The organism is Streptomyces sp. NPDC006925, from assembly GCF_042869575.1.
In the GTDB taxonomy this organism is placed as follows: domain Bacteria; phylum Actinomycetota; class Actinomycetes; order Streptomycetales; family Streptomycetaceae; genus Streptomyces.
Genome location: NZ_JBIAGB010000016.1, coordinates 12379 through 27998, shown reverse-complemented (window position 1 = coordinate 27998; position 15620 = coordinate 12379). Strand labels below are relative to the sequence as shown.

General features: G+C 70.2%; 20 protein-coding genes. 10 read left to right on the top strand and 10 right to left on the bottom strand.

Annotated elements, in window-relative coordinates; genetic code table 11:
* Positions 1-7: 7 nt before the first annotated feature.
* The 4 genes from ACFYNS_RS21190 to ACFYNS_RS21175 are packed head-to-tail and all read right to left on the bottom strand — an operon-like array spanning position 8 to position 2756.
* Complete coding sequence (locus ACFYNS_RS21190) at positions 8-1441, bottom strand: MFS transporter (protein ID WP_388604497.1); 1434 nt, start codon at positions 1439-1441, stop codon at positions 8-10.
* Positions 1438-2040 carry a TetR/AcrR family transcriptional regulator gene (locus ACFYNS_RS21185; protein WP_388604495.1) on the bottom strand — a complete coding sequence of 201 codons (603 nt, stop codon included), beginning with the start codon at positions 2038-2040 and terminating at the stop codon, positions 1438-1440. Before ACFYNS_RS21185 ends, ACFYNS_RS21190 begins: the two co-directional genes overlap by 4 nt.
* 33 nt (positions 2041-2073) lie before the next feature.
* Entirely contained in the window at positions 2074-2517 is a 444-nt protein-coding gene (locus ACFYNS_RS21180; RefSeq protein ID WP_388604493.1) for an ATP-binding protein, read from the bottom strand.
* Complete coding sequence (locus tag ACFYNS_RS21175; RefSeq protein WP_360298191.1) at positions 2514-2756, bottom strand: hypothetical protein; 243 nt, start codon at positions 2754-2756, stop codon at positions 2514-2516. Before ACFYNS_RS21175 ends, ACFYNS_RS21180 begins: the two co-directional genes overlap by 4 nt.
* 181 nt (positions 2757-2937) lie before the next feature.
* On the opposite strand from ACFYNS_RS21175, the gene ACFYNS_RS21170 reads away from it, so the two are divergent.
* The 3 genes from ACFYNS_RS21170 to ACFYNS_RS21160 are packed head-to-tail and all read left to right on the top strand — an operon-like array spanning position 2938 to position 4241.
* Positions 2938-3822 carry a helix-turn-helix domain-containing protein gene (locus ACFYNS_RS21170; protein ID WP_388604491.1) on the top strand — a complete coding sequence of 295 codons (885 nt, stop codon included), beginning with the start codon at positions 2938-2940 and terminating at the stop codon, positions 3820-3822.
* Positions 3773-3994 (top strand): DUF397 domain-containing protein, encoded by a 222-nt coding sequence (locus tag ACFYNS_RS21165; protein WP_276477282.1) that lies wholly within the window; start codon positions 3773-3775, stop codon positions 3992-3994. Before ACFYNS_RS21170 ends, ACFYNS_RS21165 begins: the two co-directional genes overlap by 50 nt.
* Positions 3995-4022: 28 nt before the next feature.
* Positions 4023-4241, top strand: coding sequence for a DUF397 domain-containing protein (locus ACFYNS_RS21160; protein WP_388604489.1), 219 nt, complete (start codon positions 4023-4025; stop codon positions 4239-4241).
* A gap of 275 nt (positions 4242-4516) precedes the next feature.
* Here ACFYNS_RS21160 and ACFYNS_RS21155 read toward each other — a convergent pair whose 3' ends face one another.
* Positions 4517-4900, bottom strand: coding sequence for a hypothetical protein (locus ACFYNS_RS21155; protein WP_276477284.1), 384 nt, complete (start codon positions 4898-4900; stop codon positions 4517-4519).
* Positions 4901-5445: 545 nt separating this feature from the next.
* Between ACFYNS_RS21155 and ACFYNS_RS21150 the strand changes: the two genes are divergently transcribed.
* The 4 genes from ACFYNS_RS21150 (at position 5446) to ACFYNS_RS21135 (ending at position 7640) form a co-directional block, all read left to right on the top strand.
* On the top strand, positions 5446-5829 hold the full coding sequence (locus tag ACFYNS_RS21150; protein ID WP_388604487.1) for a hypothetical protein: 384 nt from the start codon (positions 5446-5448) through the stop codon (positions 5827-5829).
* A 122-nt stretch (positions 5830-5951) separates the two neighbouring features.
* A complete protein-coding gene (locus ACFYNS_RS21145) occupies positions 5952-6338 on the top strand; it encodes a hypothetical protein (RefSeq protein ID WP_276477286.1) in 387 nt (128 codons plus the stop codon).
* A gap of 215 nt (positions 6339-6553) precedes the next feature.
* On the top strand, positions 6554-6922 hold the full coding sequence (locus ACFYNS_RS21140) for a transposase family protein (protein ID WP_388604485.1): 369 nt from the start codon (positions 6554-6556) through the stop codon (positions 6920-6922).
* Between the two features lie 151 nt (positions 6923-7073).
* The gene (locus ACFYNS_RS21135; protein WP_388604483.1) at positions 7074-7640 is read left to right on the top strand and encodes a YciI family protein; all 567 of its coding nucleotides are present in this window, start codon (positions 7074-7076) and stop codon (positions 7638-7640) included.
* A 12-nt stretch (positions 7641-7652) separates the two neighbouring features.
* On the opposite strand, the gene ACFYNS_RS21130 is transcribed toward ACFYNS_RS21135, so the two are convergent.
* The gene (locus ACFYNS_RS21130; RefSeq protein WP_388604481.1) at positions 7653-8393 is read right to left on the bottom strand and encodes an NIPSNAP family protein; all 741 of its coding nucleotides are present in this window, start codon (positions 8391-8393) and stop codon (positions 7653-7655) included.
* Between the two features lie 126 nt (positions 8394-8519).
* Between ACFYNS_RS21130 and ACFYNS_RS21125 the strand changes: the two genes are divergently transcribed.
* Both ACFYNS_RS21125 and ACFYNS_RS21120 read left to right on the top strand, forming a co-directional pair.
* Entirely contained in the window at positions 8520-9497 is a 978-nt protein-coding gene (locus ACFYNS_RS21125) for a helix-turn-helix transcriptional regulator (RefSeq protein ID WP_388604479.1), read from the top strand.
* 595 nt (positions 9498-10092) lie between these two features.
* Positions 10093-10647 (top strand): GNAT family N-acetyltransferase, encoded by a 555-nt coding sequence (locus ACFYNS_RS21120; RefSeq protein WP_388604477.1) that lies wholly within the window; start codon positions 10093-10095, stop codon positions 10645-10647.
* A 70-nt stretch (positions 10648-10717) separates the two neighbouring features.
* On the opposite strand, the gene ACFYNS_RS21115 is transcribed toward ACFYNS_RS21120, so the two are convergent.
* The 4 genes from ACFYNS_RS21115 to ACFYNS_RS21100 form a co-directional block, all read right to left on the bottom strand.
* On the bottom strand, positions 10718-11224 hold the full coding sequence (locus tag ACFYNS_RS21115; RefSeq protein ID WP_360689819.1) for an SRPBCC family protein: 507 nt from the start codon (positions 11222-11224) through the stop codon (positions 10718-10720).
* A 165-nt stretch (positions 11225-11389) separates the two neighbouring features.
* Positions 11390-12652, bottom strand: a complete 1263-nt coding sequence (locus tag ACFYNS_RS21110) for an arginine deiminase (protein ID WP_360689817.1) — start codon at positions 12650-12652, stop codon at positions 11390-11392.
* 29 nt (positions 12653-12681) lie between these two features.
* Entirely contained in the window at positions 12682-14145 is a 1464-nt protein-coding gene (locus ACFYNS_RS21105; RefSeq protein WP_388604475.1) for a basic amino acid/polyamine antiporter, read from the bottom strand.
* Positions 14146-14352: 207 nt separating this feature from the next.
* Positions 14353-15198: an aminotransferase class IV family protein gene (locus ACFYNS_RS21100; protein ID WP_388604473.1), complete on the bottom strand. Its 846-nt coding sequence runs from the start codon at positions 15196-15198 to the stop codon at positions 14353-14355.
* 63 nt (positions 15199-15261) lie between these two features.
* On the opposite strand from ACFYNS_RS21100, the gene ACFYNS_RS21095 reads away from it, so the two are divergent.
* On the top strand, positions 15262-15606 hold the full coding sequence (locus ACFYNS_RS21095) for a MerR family transcriptional regulator (RefSeq protein WP_360689813.1): 345 nt from the start codon (positions 15262-15264) through the stop codon (positions 15604-15606).
* The last annotated feature ends 14 nt before the right edge of the window (positions 15607-15620 follow it).

Below are 15620 nucleotides of genomic sequence, written 5' to 3'. Positions count from 1 at the left end.
GGCGCAGCTAAGAGTGGGCGCGGCGAGAAACACTGTCAACTCGTCGGTAACCACGAATTCCCCGGTCGGGGCCGAGGCGGACGGCCAGCAGCACACCGGTGGCGGCCAGGAGCGCCAGCACGGTCAACGTCGGGCCCATCGCCGTCAGAAACCCGGCACCGTCCCCGGACCGCCGCGCGGGCGTCCAGAGGGCCAGCAGCGTCGTCGCCAGCGCCACTCCCGCCGTCGGCCCCACGTTCATCGCCGTCTGCTTCACCCCGCCCGCCACCCCGGCCTGTTCGGCCGGAGCCCGCCCCACGACCACGGACGTGGCCGTCACCAGCACCGCGGCGAAACCCGCGCCCAGCGCGAAGAACGCGACGCCGACCGCACCGGCCCCGGCGTCCGCACCCATCCGGGACAGCAGCCACACCCCGGCCGCCAGCGACGCGGCGCCCGCCCCCGCCGTGCGGCGCGGACCGCACCGCCGCAGCAGCACGGCGCACAGCGGCGCGCCGAGCACCATCGTGGCGGCGAGCGGCAGCGTGCGCAGTCCGCAGACGAAGGGGTCGAGGCCGAGGACGTCCTGGAGGAAGAAGGTCCCCACGAACAGCGTCCCGAACAGCGCGGCGGAGGAGACCACCAGCAGCGCCAGCGCGGGGGCGATCCCGGGCGCACGCAGCAGTCCGGCGGGCACCAGAGGGTGGGCTGCACGGCGTTCGTGCCGGACGAAGGCGACCGCTGCGGCCGCGCCACCGACGGCCAGGCACGCGTTCACCACCGTCCAGCCGTCCTGGACGGTGACGACCAGCGTGTGCACCAGGCCCAGCAGCGCGCCCCCCAGCAGGCAGGCGCCCGGAAGGTCGAGGGCTTCGCGCGGAGCCGGTTCGGGCCGGTCCCGGCGGCCGGCCAGCAGGACCAGCGGGCCCACCGCCGCCGCGGGGACGTTGAGCAGGAACACCGCACGCCAGCCCGGTCCCGCGACGAGCAGCCCGCCGAGCACCGGCCCGCACGCGGCCGCCAGCCCGATCACGCTGGTGCGGACCGCGATCGGCGTCGCGAGGCGTTCGGGCGGGAACGCGGCGCGCAGCATGCCGAGCGTGGCGGGTTGCAGCAGTGCGCCGAAGACACCCTGGACGACCCGCAGCGCGACGACCCAGCCGATGCTTCCGCACAGCCCGATCCCCGCCGAGGCGGCCCCGAAGCCGAGCATCCCCAGCGCGAACAGGCGCTGATGCCCGTACCGGTCGCCGAGCCGCCCGGCGAAGACCAGCAGACTCGCGACGGCGATCAGATATCCGGTGCTCGTCCACTGCACCTGCGCGAACGTGGCGCCCAGCTCCTGCTGCAGCCGGGGCTGGGCGACGGTGAGGACCGTGCCGTCCAGCGCCACCACGGCCGCGCCCGTGACACTGCCGAAGAACGTCAGCGCCCGCACCCTGCGCTCCGGCGGCACGCTCACCTGCCCACCGGGCCGAGGTGGGCGTCCAGGGCCGCGTCCAGCACCTCGTCCTGCCCGGCCGCGGCGGCGAACGGGAGGCTGCGCCAGGCGCTCAGTTGGGCGATCCCGTGCAGGTTCGCCCACAGCGCGCCGGCCCGGGCCCGCGGGTCGGCCACCGGGCCGTCCCCGCTCTCCCGGCCCGCACGCGCGACGAGGTCCACCAGCACCTCGAAGAGCGGCAGGCTCACCTCCCGCAGCCCCAGCTCACCACTCTCCAGGAGGTCGTGCCGGAACATCAGCTCGTACATGCCCCGGTGCTCCCGGGCGAAGGCCAGATAGCCGCGGGCCAGCGCGGCGAGCTGGGCACGCGGAGTCTCCTGCGGCCGGTCGGCCAGCACCTCCCCCGCCTCGGCCGCCAGTTGGCCGAACCCCTCCCGGGCGATGGCCGACAGCAGCGCGAGATGCGTCGGGAAGTACCGGCGGGGCGCCCCGTGGGAGACCCCCGCATGCCGGGCGATCTCCCGGAGCGAGACCCCCCGGGCCCCCTCCGCCGCGACCAGCTCGACCCCTGCGCGGACCAGCCGCCCGCGCAGCCCGGCGTCCGTGTTCGGTTCATCCATAGACAGTGTCTACCAGGTATCGGTAGACACTGTCTACACTCCCCGTCGATCCTCGTCCTCGCAGGCCAGCTCACACCAGACCGTCTTCGCGTAGGCGCCCTGCTCCACGCCCCAGCGCAGCGCGAGCGAGTCGACCAGCGCGACCCCTCTGCCGGACTCGGCCTCCGGCGCGGCGGCGAGCAGCAGCGGGAGCGGCCGCGGGTCCGGGTCGGTCACCGCGAGCCGCACCCGCTCACCGCCGCACCATGTGACCCGTACGGTCACCGGGACCCCCTCCCCCACGTGCACGACCACGTTGGTGAGCAGTTCACTGACGCAGAGCGCCATCGCGTCCGCCGCTCTGCGGGCACCCCACTGCGCACAGTGCCCGGCCACCTGGCGCCGTACCGCGCCGACGTCCGCGGCCCGCGCCAGCAGGGCGAGCGAGAGCGCGGGACGCTGCGGCGCCTCGGCGATCCGCCAGGTCTGGGTCCTCACCCTCCCGCCCGCCTCTCCCCCGCCGCGGCACGCAGCACCGCCGCGAGAGCACGGGCGGTCTCGACGTTGCAGTTGCCGAGCGAGACGAGCGGGCGGGGCTGCCGTCCGGCATACGTCACGGGATCGACGCCGAGGGACGGCAGCGTGAGCCCGTGCGCGCGCAGCGCCGCGCCCAGTTCCGCAATGCATTCCTCACCTTCGTCGCCGTTTTTCGATCGCCCGTACGCACACTCGTTCATGTGTCGCACCTTCCTTGAGCAGTGTGTGACTGACACCCCACACAATGGCCGGAGGGCGGGTAACGTTGCGGCCGATCGGGCTTCCGCAAGCGAACTGCCCATCAGCTACGACCAATTGCGGACCCCCCGGGAATGGCTCCCCAGTGAGCGAAAACAGCCAGCACTCTCTCGGCGGTGAACCGTGCCAGGACCCAAGGACATCGACGGCTCGGCGGGCGTGCCCACCTTCTACGGCAAGGAGCTCCGCTGGAAGCGCGAGCAGGCCGGACTGACCCAACCCCAACTGGTGGAGGGCAGCTTCTACGGCCACAGCCACCTGAGCGAGATCGAACGCGGCGAGCGGCGCATGCCGCCGGACCTCGCCGCACACGTGGACAAGGTACTGAAGACCGACGGCTTCTTCAGCCGCCGCTGCGAGGATGTGCGGAACGCGCGATTGAGGGGGCACGCCCCGTACTTCGAGAAGGCTTTGGAGGCTGAAGAGCGCGCCGACTCCATCGAAGAGTGGAGTCCTATGCTCTTGCCAGGCCTGTTGCAGAACGAGACGTACGCGCGAGCGGTCGTTGAAGCGGCTCATCCGCTGGCAGAGCCAGATGTGGTCGACGCCAAAGTTCAGGCTCGGCTCACCCGTGCCGAGCTCTTCGAAAGAGAACGCGAGCGTCCTGAATTCTGGGCCGTACTACACGAGTATCTGCTGCGGCACCCCATCCTCCCGCCCAGGGCTATGGCCGAACAGCTTGACAGCGTTGTGAGGCTGGTCCGCAGGAGGCGCGTCGTTCCACAGATCCTACCGTGGAGTGCCGGAGCCCATCCGTTCATGATGGGCATGGCCACTATCATGACATTCCCTGACGCTCCGCCCATGGTCTACACGGAGTCGATGTACAGCGGAGAAGCCATCGACGATCCGGCACTCGTGAGGCCGTACCGTAAGGCATACGATCGGTTGAGGGCCGCCGCACTGTCGCCACAGGCGTCCCTGGCCATGATCGAGGCAGCGGCAGAGGAGTACCGGAATGGCGAGCCGAGAGTTCGACCTGAGCGCTTTCCGCTGGCGGAAGAGTAGTTACAGCAACGGCGACGGGGGCAGTTGCGTCGAGATCGGCACACTCGCCGCGTCAGACATCGTCCCGGTGCGCGACACCAAGAGAGCGCCCACTGATCCCGTCCTCGTGTTCCCCGCAACCCAGTGGGCCCGCTTCGTCACCACACTGCACAACGGGCACAGAAACGCCTGACCTTCCCGCAGTCAGAGGAGCGCCGGAGATGACCGTGCAGCCCCACCCCAACTCCACGCAGTGGCGCAAGAGCAGTTACAGCAACGGTAGCGGTGGCGAGTGCGTCGAGGTCGCCGTTCCGGCGCACGGTGGGGTGGTCCCGATGCGGGATACCAAGGCAGGGCCCGGAGGGCAGGTGCTGGTCTTTCCCGCGCCGCAGTGGAGGCACTTCGTCGCGGCGGTCCGCAGTGGGAGCTTCGAGCGCTGATCAGCGAGTGTCTCCCCTGCACGAGGGCCCCGCGACGGGCGAGTGACATCTGCACACAGCGCGGCGGGGGGCGAGGTGGGGCGGGCTGTTCTCCTACCGGCCGTGGCAGTTTCACCCCAGCCGGTGACGCTGGTACGACGCCGCGATGGCGACGTCCAGCGCCGGCGTTCGAGGGCGCCACTTTCGGTGGGCCGGGTGGTGGTGCCGGGCAGCGGAATGGCGCACACAACGCCGGCGGGCCTCTCACCGGCCCACCCGGCCCCGCCGGACCGGCCTCAGCAGGTGATGCGGCGCTCGGCGCTCTCGTAGACGCCGAGGGAACCGACAGCAACTTGCGTCTTGTAGGTGTAGGTGCCGGAACCCGTGCAGGTCCACCAAGCGATTTCGGAGTCGCTCTCGAGGCGGACCCAGTCCATCTCCTCCCAGCCGTACCAGCGGTGGCGCTGCAGGGAGATCGTGGCGTCATTGCAGCTGCTGCGGGCCTTGCTGGCCGCGCCGATGACCTCGCTGATGCCCTTGTACGGGGCTGAGATGTGGTAGCAGCTCCGGTCCCAGTCCGAGGCGGCGGCCGGTGTGGTCGGCATCAGCAGCGTGGCCGCGAAGGCGAAGGCGATGGCGGCGCAGGACTTGCCGGCGAACCCGAGAGTTCTGGTTCTCATGACAGAAACTCCTGTCTGCGTGATTGTACGGTGTACAAGACGCAAGAACCCTGTCACCGGGGTCGGGACGGAATCAACACCTCGCACTGAGCTGACGCTTCATCAATCTTCGCCAACGCTTGCTCGTTGACGCCTGCTCGCCTCGGAAGCAATGAGCACTGTGCATCGTGAAGTTGCTGGTCACGTACCTGGCGTGCGTGGGGTTCGGGATGCTCAGGCTGGTCACGGGCGGAGGACTTCGTCGAAGGTCATCGGTGCGCGAAGCCGTGCACGACCGGTCCGCACGGCCGCCACCGCTTGGCTCGACGCTGCGGAGATGCTGATGGACGGCGACTCAGGGCTGATCGAGTGGCGGGGGCGAGCCTCATGATTTTGAGTGGGACCTGGTGTTGCTGGTTCCCCGCCCCCGCCCAGGCAGCGGACACGGGTGAAACGAGGAGGTGTTCGCGGCTTGCAGGAAGGCCGCAGCCTAGTGGTGGCCTCAACTTCCTGACAGACAGTTAGTAATCACATAGAATGTGGTGACACAAGCAACGGAGGACCCTGTGGACCCTGAGCTGATCACTGTCGCTTCGACGGCCCTAGTCGGTGTCATGGTTTCCGACGGTTGGGACGCCTTGCGAGGCCGAGTCGTGGCCTTGTTCAAACGGGGCGAAGCGGACGCACAGAGTGGCATCGAGGAACAACTCGACGGTTCCGTGGAATGGCTCCGGCAGCATCCCACAGACAGGCAAACAGTCGAAAGTGCCTGGCGTGACCGCTTCGAGCAGTTGCTGACCGCCCACCCTCAGGCTGTGGCCGACGTGGAGAAACTCTTCCCGGGAGCCGCCAACCGAAACCAGTCCGGAGCCAAGAACCTATTTCACAACAGCACGGTCAACGGCCTGCACACGGGAACGGGTGACCAGCACAACACCTTTCGGCCCTGAGGTCCGTCGTGAGAGTTGTCTTCTACAGGTCTCGGGCGTACGGCGTTCACCTTGGAACTGGTGATCAACACAACTACATCGAAAGTGGTTTTTGGAAGCTCTGTAAAGCCATCGGGCGCGGAGTGATCCTGCTCAACATTCTGACGGTCTGGCTGTTCGGCTGGGGCATGCTGTACGTGATTTCCTTCTCGGCTTTGGAGGCGCTGACTGGAGGTCAACACGGCACGTACACGCCACTGTTGGCCTTGCCGGGCATGATGTGTGGAGTCTTTGCCGCATGGGGATTCACAGCTCGCCGGCAGGACGCTCAAGTGGCCCACAGCTGGGGTATCGCGGCGAGCTTCATGTACGCCTGGCTGGGCCTCGCCCTGCTGATGGAGACCTTCAGCAACACGCCTGGCCTGGTGCCTGACGGAACCGCGCACTGGAGCACGGGTGTCGTCGTTGCCGTCGAGGGCATCCTGTTGTTCTGCTTCTTTCGTGCCAAGCTCCGACGGGCCTTTGAGTAGGGGCGGCACGAGGCCCTGCGGACAGGTCTCTCCCTTCGCAGGGAATGTCGGCGCGCTCCCGCGTCCGTGCACCCGAGCCGGACCGACAAGAAGCACGCGACCGCGTATGCCGATGCCTGCCACATTGAGCAGTGCGCATCGTGAACTACTCCGGCAAGCACAAATCACCATGGCCTGCTGGTGATCGCGCTCACCGACGACCGGGGCCGACTACTGTGGGTCTCCGCGGCCCGGCCCGGGCAGACCTCGGAGATCACCGCCTACCGTCACGACAATTCACCGCCCATCTCCGCGCGGCCAGCCTCGGAGCCATCGCTGACCTGGGATTCGTCGGCCTCGACGACAGCGGCCCGGACGCCGACCCGGCGGTGATCACCGGCTACAAGGCCGCCCGGAACCTGTCGCCGACCCGTGGCCAGAAGCTGTCCAACAAGGCACTGGCCGCAGTGCGCGCCCCGGTCGAGCACGGCTTCGCCCACCTGAAGAACTGGCGCGTCCTGGGCAAGGTGCGCACGGATCCGACGTGGGCGACCGCGCTGGTGCGGGCCCTGCTGGTCCTCACGAACAAGGAAATTGCCCGATGACGGACGATCTTGTCGCTGGACTACCGGCCCGGACCTGGCCGAGCGTCCCGACACCTACGCACACCAGCCCACCTGACGGGCAGTCTTCACGATGCACACTCCTCAATGGTCCGACCTGGCCGAATCTCCGCCCACTGGTGCACTCTTCGGCATGGAGTTTTTCTGCTACCACCGCGATCGTCCCGGCTCGGCCACACTGCGGTACCAGTTGCTGGAGGAGCACTGGTCCTACATGGACGGATACGCAGAGGGCTTGATCGCACGTGGCCCGACCCTCGCCGCCGACGGCGAGACACCCACCGGCAGTGTGCATGCCGTCGACCTGCCGGACCCGGCGGCGGCCCGGGCGTTCGCGTTCGAGGAGCCCAACCATCAGGCGGGGATCTACCGGGACGTGCTGCTCTTCCGGTGGCGCAATCTGCTCGGACGCACGATGTGGGAGTTCCCCGGTGGCCGTACCGGCGGCGACCGGTATCTGGTGCTCGGCCTGGGGCCGGCGCGGGAGGAGCACGGCGCACAGGCCACCGGCCCCACCCTCCCGCCCGGCGAGGACAAGCTGATCGCATTCGGACCGCTGCTGTCGGACGACGGCACCGCCTGGCTCGGTACGGCGGCCCTGGTGCGGGCGCCGGACGCGGACGCGGCGCGCGCCGCCCTCGCCGCGGAGCAGTACGCCGGCATCGAGGTCCACGACTGGGAGTTCGGCGGACGGCGGTGAGAAGCGGACGGCTCAGGTGAGGAGCGAGCGGCCGGTGGGCGCCAGCCGGAGTCTCCCGGGTGCCGTTGTCTGCAGACGGGCGAGTCCCGGCAGGATGGCGTCCCGCACGTGGGAACGGGCGGCTACCTCGTCCAGGTGCCGACGGTGCACGCTCTCGTCGGGGTACGAGAAGAGGAGCACGGCGACGTTCTCGCCGACGCGGACCGGCAGTCCGGGGAACGTGTTGGGGGCTTGCTCCGTGATCAGGAAGGCGAGCGGCGCGGGCCCGGACTCCCTGAGGGCCGGCAGGAGGCCGTCGCGGATCATCGCGACGCCCTCGTGCTGTCCCGGCGGGAAGGACCACACGGTCGCCGAGACGAACCGGTCCAGTGCGGGGGCTCCGACCGGGGGCCGCACAGGCGGCGAGTCGGTGGCGACGCGCACGCCCGGCGCCGGGCGCAGGAGGAGGACGTCGTCGGAGTCGACCATGGTGTCGTTCGCCCGGGGGCCGTGCCGGGCCCAGACGGGGCCGCCGTAGAAGTCCGTGAGCCCGCGACGGCGCGCCGTCATGTCGGGGAATCCGCGCAACCAGACGAACCGGTCCGGGTCGTCGAGCTCGCGGAACTGGCCGAGCACCCGCATGCCCACGTCTTCCTGGGACTCGACGAACTCCCGCTCGAAAAGATCGACGAGTTCCTCCCGGCGGCCGGGGCGCAGCGTGTACTGGCGGAGCTCGATCACGGCGGGCGGGCCGGGGAGGTCGTTCGAGGGCACGGCGGGGCTCCTGTCCGGTGCTCGGCGAATGGGAATCGCGGCACGTACGGTCCGCGCCGGGATGCGGACCGACAGTAGAAGAGCCGTGTGACAGAGACTGTCAGGGTTTCCGAGGAGAATGCCGTCATGACTGCCAGTCGCCTGCTGTCGGTGCTTCTGCTGCTCCAGTCCCGCGGCCGCATGTCGGCGCAGGCGATCGCCGAGGAGCTGGAGGTGTCCGTACGCACCGCCTACCGCGATCTGGCACGGCTGCAGGCCGCCGGGATTCCGGTGTACGCGGAGCCGGGCCGCGGCGGCGGGTACCAGTTGCTGGACGGCTACCGCACCCGGCTGACCGGGATGACCGAGGGCGAGGCGCGGGCCCTGTTCTTCGCCGGGCTGCCCGGCCCGGCCGCCGAGCTGGGGCTGGCCGAGGAGGTGACGGCGGCCCGGCTGAAGCTGCTGGCGGCGTTGCCGACGGGCGCACGCGCGGAGGCGGCGCGGACCTCCGCGGTCTTCCATCTGGACGCTCCCGGCTGGTACCGGGAGGCGGAGCCGGCGCCGCAGCTGCCCCTCCTCGTGGAGGCGGTGCTCACCCGACGTGCGGTGGACGTGCGCTATCGCCGCTGGCGGGCACCGCAGGAGGTGGACCGCCGCCTCCGCCCGTACGGGCTGGTCCTCAAGTCCGGCACCTGGTATCTGGTGGCCGCCACGGACAAGGGCGTCGCGACCTACCGTGCGGGGCAGGTGCTGGAGGCGGCGCTGAGCGACGAGGTGTTCGAACGGCCGGGCGGCTTCGACCTGGGTTCGTACTGGAGCGCCTACCTGGCGGACTTCGAGGCACGCCGCTACACCGGCAGCGCCACCATCCGGCTGTCGCCCCAGGGACGCCGACGGTTGCCGGACAACGTCCCCCCGGAGGTGGTGCGATCGGTCGACGCCACCGCCACCGCCGTCGGCGACAAGGGCTGGATCGAGGCGGTCATCCCGACCGAGAGCACCGGACACGCCTGCGGTGAACTGCTGCGGCTCGGCGTCGACGTCGAGGTCGTGGCACCGGCTGAACTGCGCCGGGCCATGGCCGCCACCATCGAAGTACTCGCCCGGGCCTACGCCCTCCCCTGATCCCGCCCCGGCTGCCGCGGCCCAACTGGGACCGCCCGCTCGAGCCGCGGGGCGAGAGGCCGTTCCCCGCAGACCACGCGCCGCGGGGCGAGGGCGAGTTGTGCAGTCGGAAGGCGCCCGGCAGGGCCTGGCTCCACGTGCCCGGCACACCGAGACGGCCGGTGGAAGCGCGCTCGGCGGGCCCGGTTCCCGGCCGACACGGTTGAGCTGCGAAAGCACCTGAGCGCTTGACGGCGGCCGTCTTGAGCATCTGTCACACCCATGGGCTCCAGGGGTGTGACATCTGTACATAGTCCCGGGGGCGCGGTCCGTCCTACCTTCGGTGTGCGCGAGATCTCACGCCGGGTGACCCCCGGCCTTCTCGGTCGGCCGCCCGGTCCACGGCGGACGGGGGGAGGTTCCCGTCCGCGCTGCTCGCAGCCTCATGCGCACGCCGGTACACCCCGGCGTCGGGAGGCGACGTCCGAGGGCAGCGGCGCGGACCGGGCGGCCGTGCGCCGCGCATCCCGCACCCGGGCCCGCAGGGCGGTCCGCGACCGCCTCGCCGGGGCGAAATGCTCTCGCCGCCCCGCACCCGGACCGCTAACTTGGCGCCGTGACGACCGAGCTGCTGACCGAACGCCTGCTGCTCCGCGCGTGGCGGGAGAGCGACCTGGCTCCCTGGGCCGCGATGAACGCCGACCCGCAGGTGCGGGAGCACTTTCCCGGGGTGCTCGACCGGGCGGAGAGCGATGCGTCGGTGGCCCGCTTCCAGGCGGATCTGGAGGCGCGGGGCTGGGGCTGGTGGGCGGTCGAAGTGCGCGCGAGCGGGGAGTTCATCGGCTTCGCCGGGCTGGACCCGGTGGAGGAGGAGCTGCCGGTCGAGGGGGTGGAGGTCGGCTGGCGGCTGGCCCGCTCCGCGTGGGGGCACGGCTTCGCGACGGAGGCGGGCCGCGCGGCGCTGGAGTTCGGATTCGCGTCGCTGGGCCTTCCGGAGATCGTGGCGATCACTCCCGTCGGCAATGTGCGCTCCCAGGCGGTGATGCGCCGGCTGGGTATGACCCACGACCCGGCCGACGACTTCGAGGATCCCACCGTGCCGCCCGGCCCGCTGCGGCACAGTGTCGTGTACCGCCTCCGCCGCGGCGGCCACTCGGGGGACGCGGGGTGATCGGCTGCTGCGGCGGGCCGTCGTCCCGGCCGCCCCGGATCGCCGGAAGAACCTTCCCGGCAGGTCACCGTCAGGAGGGCGCGGAGGAGGGCCGCGGTTGCGGCTCGGGGCCTTCTGGTGGGGTGGTGCGTCCGATGCCGCGCATGTGTTCGCGTGCGGCGATGCGGGCCAGTTTGGTCAGCATCATGCCGTTGCGGACTGCGACGACGTAGTCGACGGGAAGACCGTGCATCCGCGTACCCGGACCGCGCAGCGGATGCCATTCCAGGACGACGAGGGTGTGCTCGCCCCAGGGGATCAGCTCCATGGCGATGCGGGCCGCGCCGAAGGGGTCGGCCTTGGCTTCCAGTTCCAGGCGGCGCTCGGGTTCGCAGATCCGGACGACAGAGGTGTCGTCGAGGGTCAGGGCACCGATGCCGACGCGCACCCGGAGCCGGGCGCCGACCTCCGGCCAGTGCGGGTCCGCGTCGAGGACGCGCTGGGTTCCGGTGACCCACTCCCCGTACCGGCTGCCGTCGGACAGCAGGCTCCAGACCTCGGGCGGTGGACTCATGATCAGGCGGCGGTTCCGCGACACTCCGACCACGCTCCTTCCAGCAGGCAGCAGGACGACACACAGCGGCACAGGCAAGCGGGCGAAGGGTGCCGCACCACAGGACTCCCCGTCCGCGGCCCGGCGCACGACGAAGCGGACGAGAGGCCGGTGCCCATGCGCCTGCGCGGGCCCTCGAGCACACGCACCTCAGAAGTCGACCGGGTCGCGGCTCAGGGGGCAGGTCATGCAGTGGCCCCCGCCTCGGCCACGTCCGAGCTCGCCTCCGGCGATGGTGACGACCTCGACTCCCGCCTTCCGCAGGAGCTGGTTGGTGTGGGTGTTGCGGTCGTAGGTGAAGACGACGCCGGGCTCGACGGCGACGGCGTTGTTGCCGCTGTCCCACTGCTGGCGTTCAGAGGCGTAGACGTCGCCGCCGACCCCGACCACGCGCAGCGCGGGGAGGCCGAGCGCCTCGGCCACAACGTCCACGAACGGGCGTGACCCCTCGTCGACGACATCCAGACCCGGCGGCTTGTCGGTGGGATACAGGGAGAAGGTGTGCACCCCGTCCATGATTGCCGGGTAGAGCGTGACCAGATCGCGGTCGGCGAAGGTGAAGACGGTGTCCAGATGCATGGCGGCGCGCAGCTTCGGCATGCCCGCGACGACGACACGTTCGGCAACGCGCTGGCGGAACAGGGCTGCGGCGACCTGGGTGACAGCCTGGCGGGAGGTACGTTCGCTCATGCCCATGAGGACGACCCCGTTGCCGGCGGGCATGATGTCCCCACCCTCGAGAGTGGCCTGTCCCCAGTCCGCCTCAGGGTCGCCCCACCACACCTGTGCCTGCCGGAACGCGGGGTGGAAGGCGTACACGGCCTTCATCAGCAGGGTCTCGTGGTGCCGGGCCGGCCAGTACAGCGGGTTGAGAGTGACGCCCCCGTACAGCCAGCAGGTGGTGTCCCGCGTGTAGAGGGTGTTGGGCAGGGGCGGCATCACGTACTCCCGTACGCCCGAGGATTCGCGTGCCAGCGCCACGTACCGGGAACGGTACTCACCGGGAAGGTCGGTGGTGGCGAGACCGCCGATCAGGCAGTCGGCCAGGCTGCGCGAATCGAGGGTCTCCAGGTATTCCCGGGTGCCGTCGACGAGGCCGACGCCCACCTGGTTGGCGACGATCTTGCGCTTGAGGAGCCAGGTGCGGGCGCCGGGCACGGCCATCGTCTCGGCCAGGACGTCGTGCAGTTCGAGCACCTCGACTCCGCGGTCGCGCAGCTGCGCGACGAAGTCGGCATGGTCCTGCTGGGCGCGTTCCACCCACATGACGTCGTCGAACAACAGGTCTTCCGCATTGCTCGGGGTGAGTCTGCGATGTGCGGCTCCCGGAGCACAGACCAGGACCCTGCGCAGGGTTCCCACCTCGGAGTGGACTCCGAGGTCCGGCTGGGATGCGGTGTTCGTGTCGGCCATGTGCGGCCTCCCGGGACGGGGAATCGGATTCAGAGGCTGATCCACCCGGCGGCCAGGGCGATGATGCCCACCACGGCACCAACAGCCGAGATCGCCAGGATGACGAGTTCCCCCGCCGAGAACAGGCGCCGCCCCTGCTCCCGGCGGGCCATCACGAACAGGGCCGTGGCCGGGGCGTACACGATGAGGGACAGCAGGACGAACTTCAGCCCGGCCGCGAAGACCAGGAAGGCGGTGTACACCGTGGCGAGCGCTGCGATGACGAGTTCGGAGCGCGAGAGGCCGCCGCCCGCAACGGTCCGCCCGGGGGTGGCTCCGGCCAGACCGAACCTCACCGCGAAGGCCGCCGCCAGCAGATAGGGGATCAGGGAGAGGGAACTCGTCAGATCGAGGGCGAAGTTGAAGGCGTCGTCCGAGAACGCGGTGACGATCAGGGCGAGCTGAACAAGCAGGGACGTCATCACAAGGGCAGGCACCGGGGCGTCCGCTCGGTTCGTGCGGCGCAGGAAGCGCGGCATGTCGTCGTCCTTGGCCGCCACGAGAAGCACCTCGGCCGCCATCAGCGTCCAGGCCAGATAGGCGCCGAGCACCGACACGATCAGTCCGACACTGATGAAGACCTTCCCCCAGGTCCCCACCGCCTCCTGGAGTACACCCGCCATGGACGGCTGGCGCAGCTCGGCCATCTCGGCCATCGGCAGAATTCCGTAGGACACGATCGTCACCGAGGCGAAGATCGCGAAGACGGCGAGGAACCCGAGAACAGTCGCCTTCCCCACGTCGGAACGCTTCTTGGCGTGCCGGGAATAGACGCTGGCACCCTCGATGCCGAGAAACACGAACACGGTGGCCAGCATGGTGCCGCGCACCTGCCCGAACAGCGAGCCCGCGTAGTCGGCACCGCCGACGTTGTCGGCGAACACCCCGGGGTCGAAATACCCCAGAGCCAGCGCGACGAAGACCACGATCGGAACGATCTTCGCCACCGTGACGATCCGGTTCACGGTCGCGGCCTCCTTGACGCCGCGCCTGATCATCAGGAAGAACACCCACAGGCAGACGGAAGCGAGTACCACCGCTGTCGCCGTGTCACCGTCACCGAGCGCGGGCCACACCCCGCCCACCGTGGACATGATCAGCACCCAGTACGTCACGTTGCCCACGCACGCGCTGGCCCAGTAACCGAAGGCGGAGAAGAACCCCAGATACTCGCCGAAACCCGCCTTGGCATAGGCGTACACACCGGCGTCGAGATCCGGCCGCCGGTTGGCGAGAATCTGGAAGACGAAGGCCAGCATCAGCATGCCGACACCAGCGACCGCCCAGGCGATCAGCGCCCCGGCGACGCCGGTCTCCTGCGCGAACCTCCCCGGCAGCGAGAACACACCGGCACCCACCATGGACCCGACGACCAGCGCGGCGAGCGTGAAGAAGGACAGCTTCGCCGCAGGCGGGGCGGTTTCCCGGATACCGCCGTCGGTCACGTCCGGCATGGACTCCCTCCTCGCAGGGGCAGAAGCGGTACCCATGCACTCCGCAGTGCCGACGCACTTCGCAGTGCCGCCGACCGGGCGGCCGGTATCCGGGGCAACTACCGAAGACCCTGTGCGATGCCGTCGGAACAGTCGCGTCGAACGTGGCATCCGGGTGCCGTGAGGTCGGCGGCACGCGTCGTCCACCGCCTCCGCCGCGGCGGCCACTCAGGGTGACGTAGGCGGCTCCGCCTCGTGGGCACGGTGCAGCAGTTCCAGGAAGCCGGGCGCGGCCGGCAGCGGTACGGAGCCGATGCGGTGCACCGGGATGCCCGGGGTCCAGGAGTTCAGCACGACCGCTCCGCGCAGAGCGGGCAGGTCGGCCGGGGTGATCTCACGCTCGTGCTGCGGGATGCCGAGCCGGTCGAGCTGTCGGCGGACGGTGCCCATCATGGTCCCGGCCAGCACGTCGGCGTCGGGCCAGAGCACGGTCTCGCCGTCCCAGAAGGCCAGGTTCCAGATCGTCGCCTCGCTGAGCCGGCCGCGCCGGTCGACGAAGGCGGCGTCGTCGAACCCCTGGGCCCTGGCCTGGCGCAGGAAGTGGGTCTTGGCCACCTCGCCGACGTGCTTCACGGACGCGAGGGGACGTTCGTACTCGACCGTTCCCAGGCTCAGCGGGCCTTCCGGGCCGTAGGCGGCGGGTGCGGTGCGTACCAGGACGGACAGCTCCGCGTCCGCCTGTCCGGCGGTGAATTCGGGGGCCGCGGAGTAGACCACGGCGGTGAGGGAGACATCGGCGGGACCGGCCTTCAGTGCCGCCCGCAGGTGCGCCCGCAGGCGGTCCTGGGACGGCGCCCTGCCGTACAGCGCCACGGAGGCGTTCCGCAGCCGCTCCAGGTGCAGGTCGAGTCCTCGCACCCGGCCGCCGCGCACCTGCATCGCGGTGAAGTGCGCGTATCCCGCGAACGCGAGCGGGGCCAGTTCCTCGGGTGTGGCCGGGCGGCCGTCCCGGTGCACTGCGTACATGTCTGCTCTGCGGGACGGTTCCAGGACGGGTTCGGAATGGTGGTTCATGATCCGGACGTTAAGGTCTGACACCGGTGTGAAGGTCAACACGGTCGGACAGGGGAGGGGCACATGCTGATCGGCGAGTTGTCGGAGCGCACCGGAGTCAGCTCCCGGATGCTGCGCTACTACGAGGCGCAGGGGCTGCTGGTGGCCGGGCGCGGGCCGAACGGCTACCGCGACTTCGGGGAGGAAGCCGTGGTCACCGTCGCACAGACCCGCGCCCTGTTGCGCGCGGGTCTGTCCACGGAAGTGATCCGTTCGGTGCTGCCGTGCGCCCGGGGCGAGAAGCCGGAAATCCGGTGGTGCGCGGAGCTGCGGGACATTCTCAACGGCGAGCTGGCCGAGATGGACGAGCGGATCGACGCGCTGCAGCGCAGCCGCGGCGCGCTCGCCGGGCTCCTGGACCCGTCCTGAGGCGCGAGGCAGGG

Coding starts and splice junctions, on each gene's coding strand:
- ACFYNS_RS21185 (WP_388604495.1), bottom strand. CDS start 2,040: ATGGATGAACCGAACACGGACGCCGGGCTGCGCGGGCGGCTGGTCCGC.
- ACFYNS_RS21175 (WP_360298191.1), bottom strand. CDS start 2,756: ATGAACGAGTGTGCGTACGGGCGATCGAAAAACGGCGACGAAGGTGAG.
- ACFYNS_RS21165 (WP_276477282.1), top strand. CDS start 3,773: ATGGCGAGCCGAGAGTTCGACCTGAGCGCTTTCCGCTGGCGGAAGAGT.
- ACFYNS_RS21160 (WP_388604489.1), top strand. CDS start 4,023: ATGACCGTGCAGCCCCACCCCAACTCCACGCAGTGGCGCAAGAGCAGT.
- ACFYNS_RS21155 (WP_276477284.1), bottom strand. CDS start 4,900: ATGAGAACCAGAACTCTCGGGTTCGCCGGCAAGTCCTGCGCCGCCATC.
- ACFYNS_RS21135 (WP_388604483.1), top strand. CDS start 7,074: ATGGAGTTTTTCTGCTACCACCGCGATCGTCCCGGCTCGGCCACACTG.
- ACFYNS_RS21125 (WP_388604479.1), top strand. CDS start 8,520: ATGACTGCCAGTCGCCTGCTGTCGGTGCTTCTGCTGCTCCAGTCCCGC.
- ACFYNS_RS21110 (WP_360689817.1), bottom strand. CDS start 12,652: ATGGCCGACACGAACACCGCATCCCAGCCGGACCTCGGAGTCCACTCC.
- ACFYNS_RS21105 (WP_388604475.1), bottom strand. CDS start 14,145: ATGCCGGACGTGACCGACGGCGGTATCCGGGAAACCGCCCCGCCTGCG.
- ACFYNS_RS21100 (WP_388604473.1), bottom strand. CDS start 15,198: ATGAACCACCATTCCGAACCCGTCCTGGAACCGTCCCGCAGAGCAGAC.
- ACFYNS_RS21095 (WP_360689813.1), top strand. CDS start 15,262: ATGCTGATCGGCGAGTTGTCGGAGCGCACCGGAGTCAGCTCCCGGATG.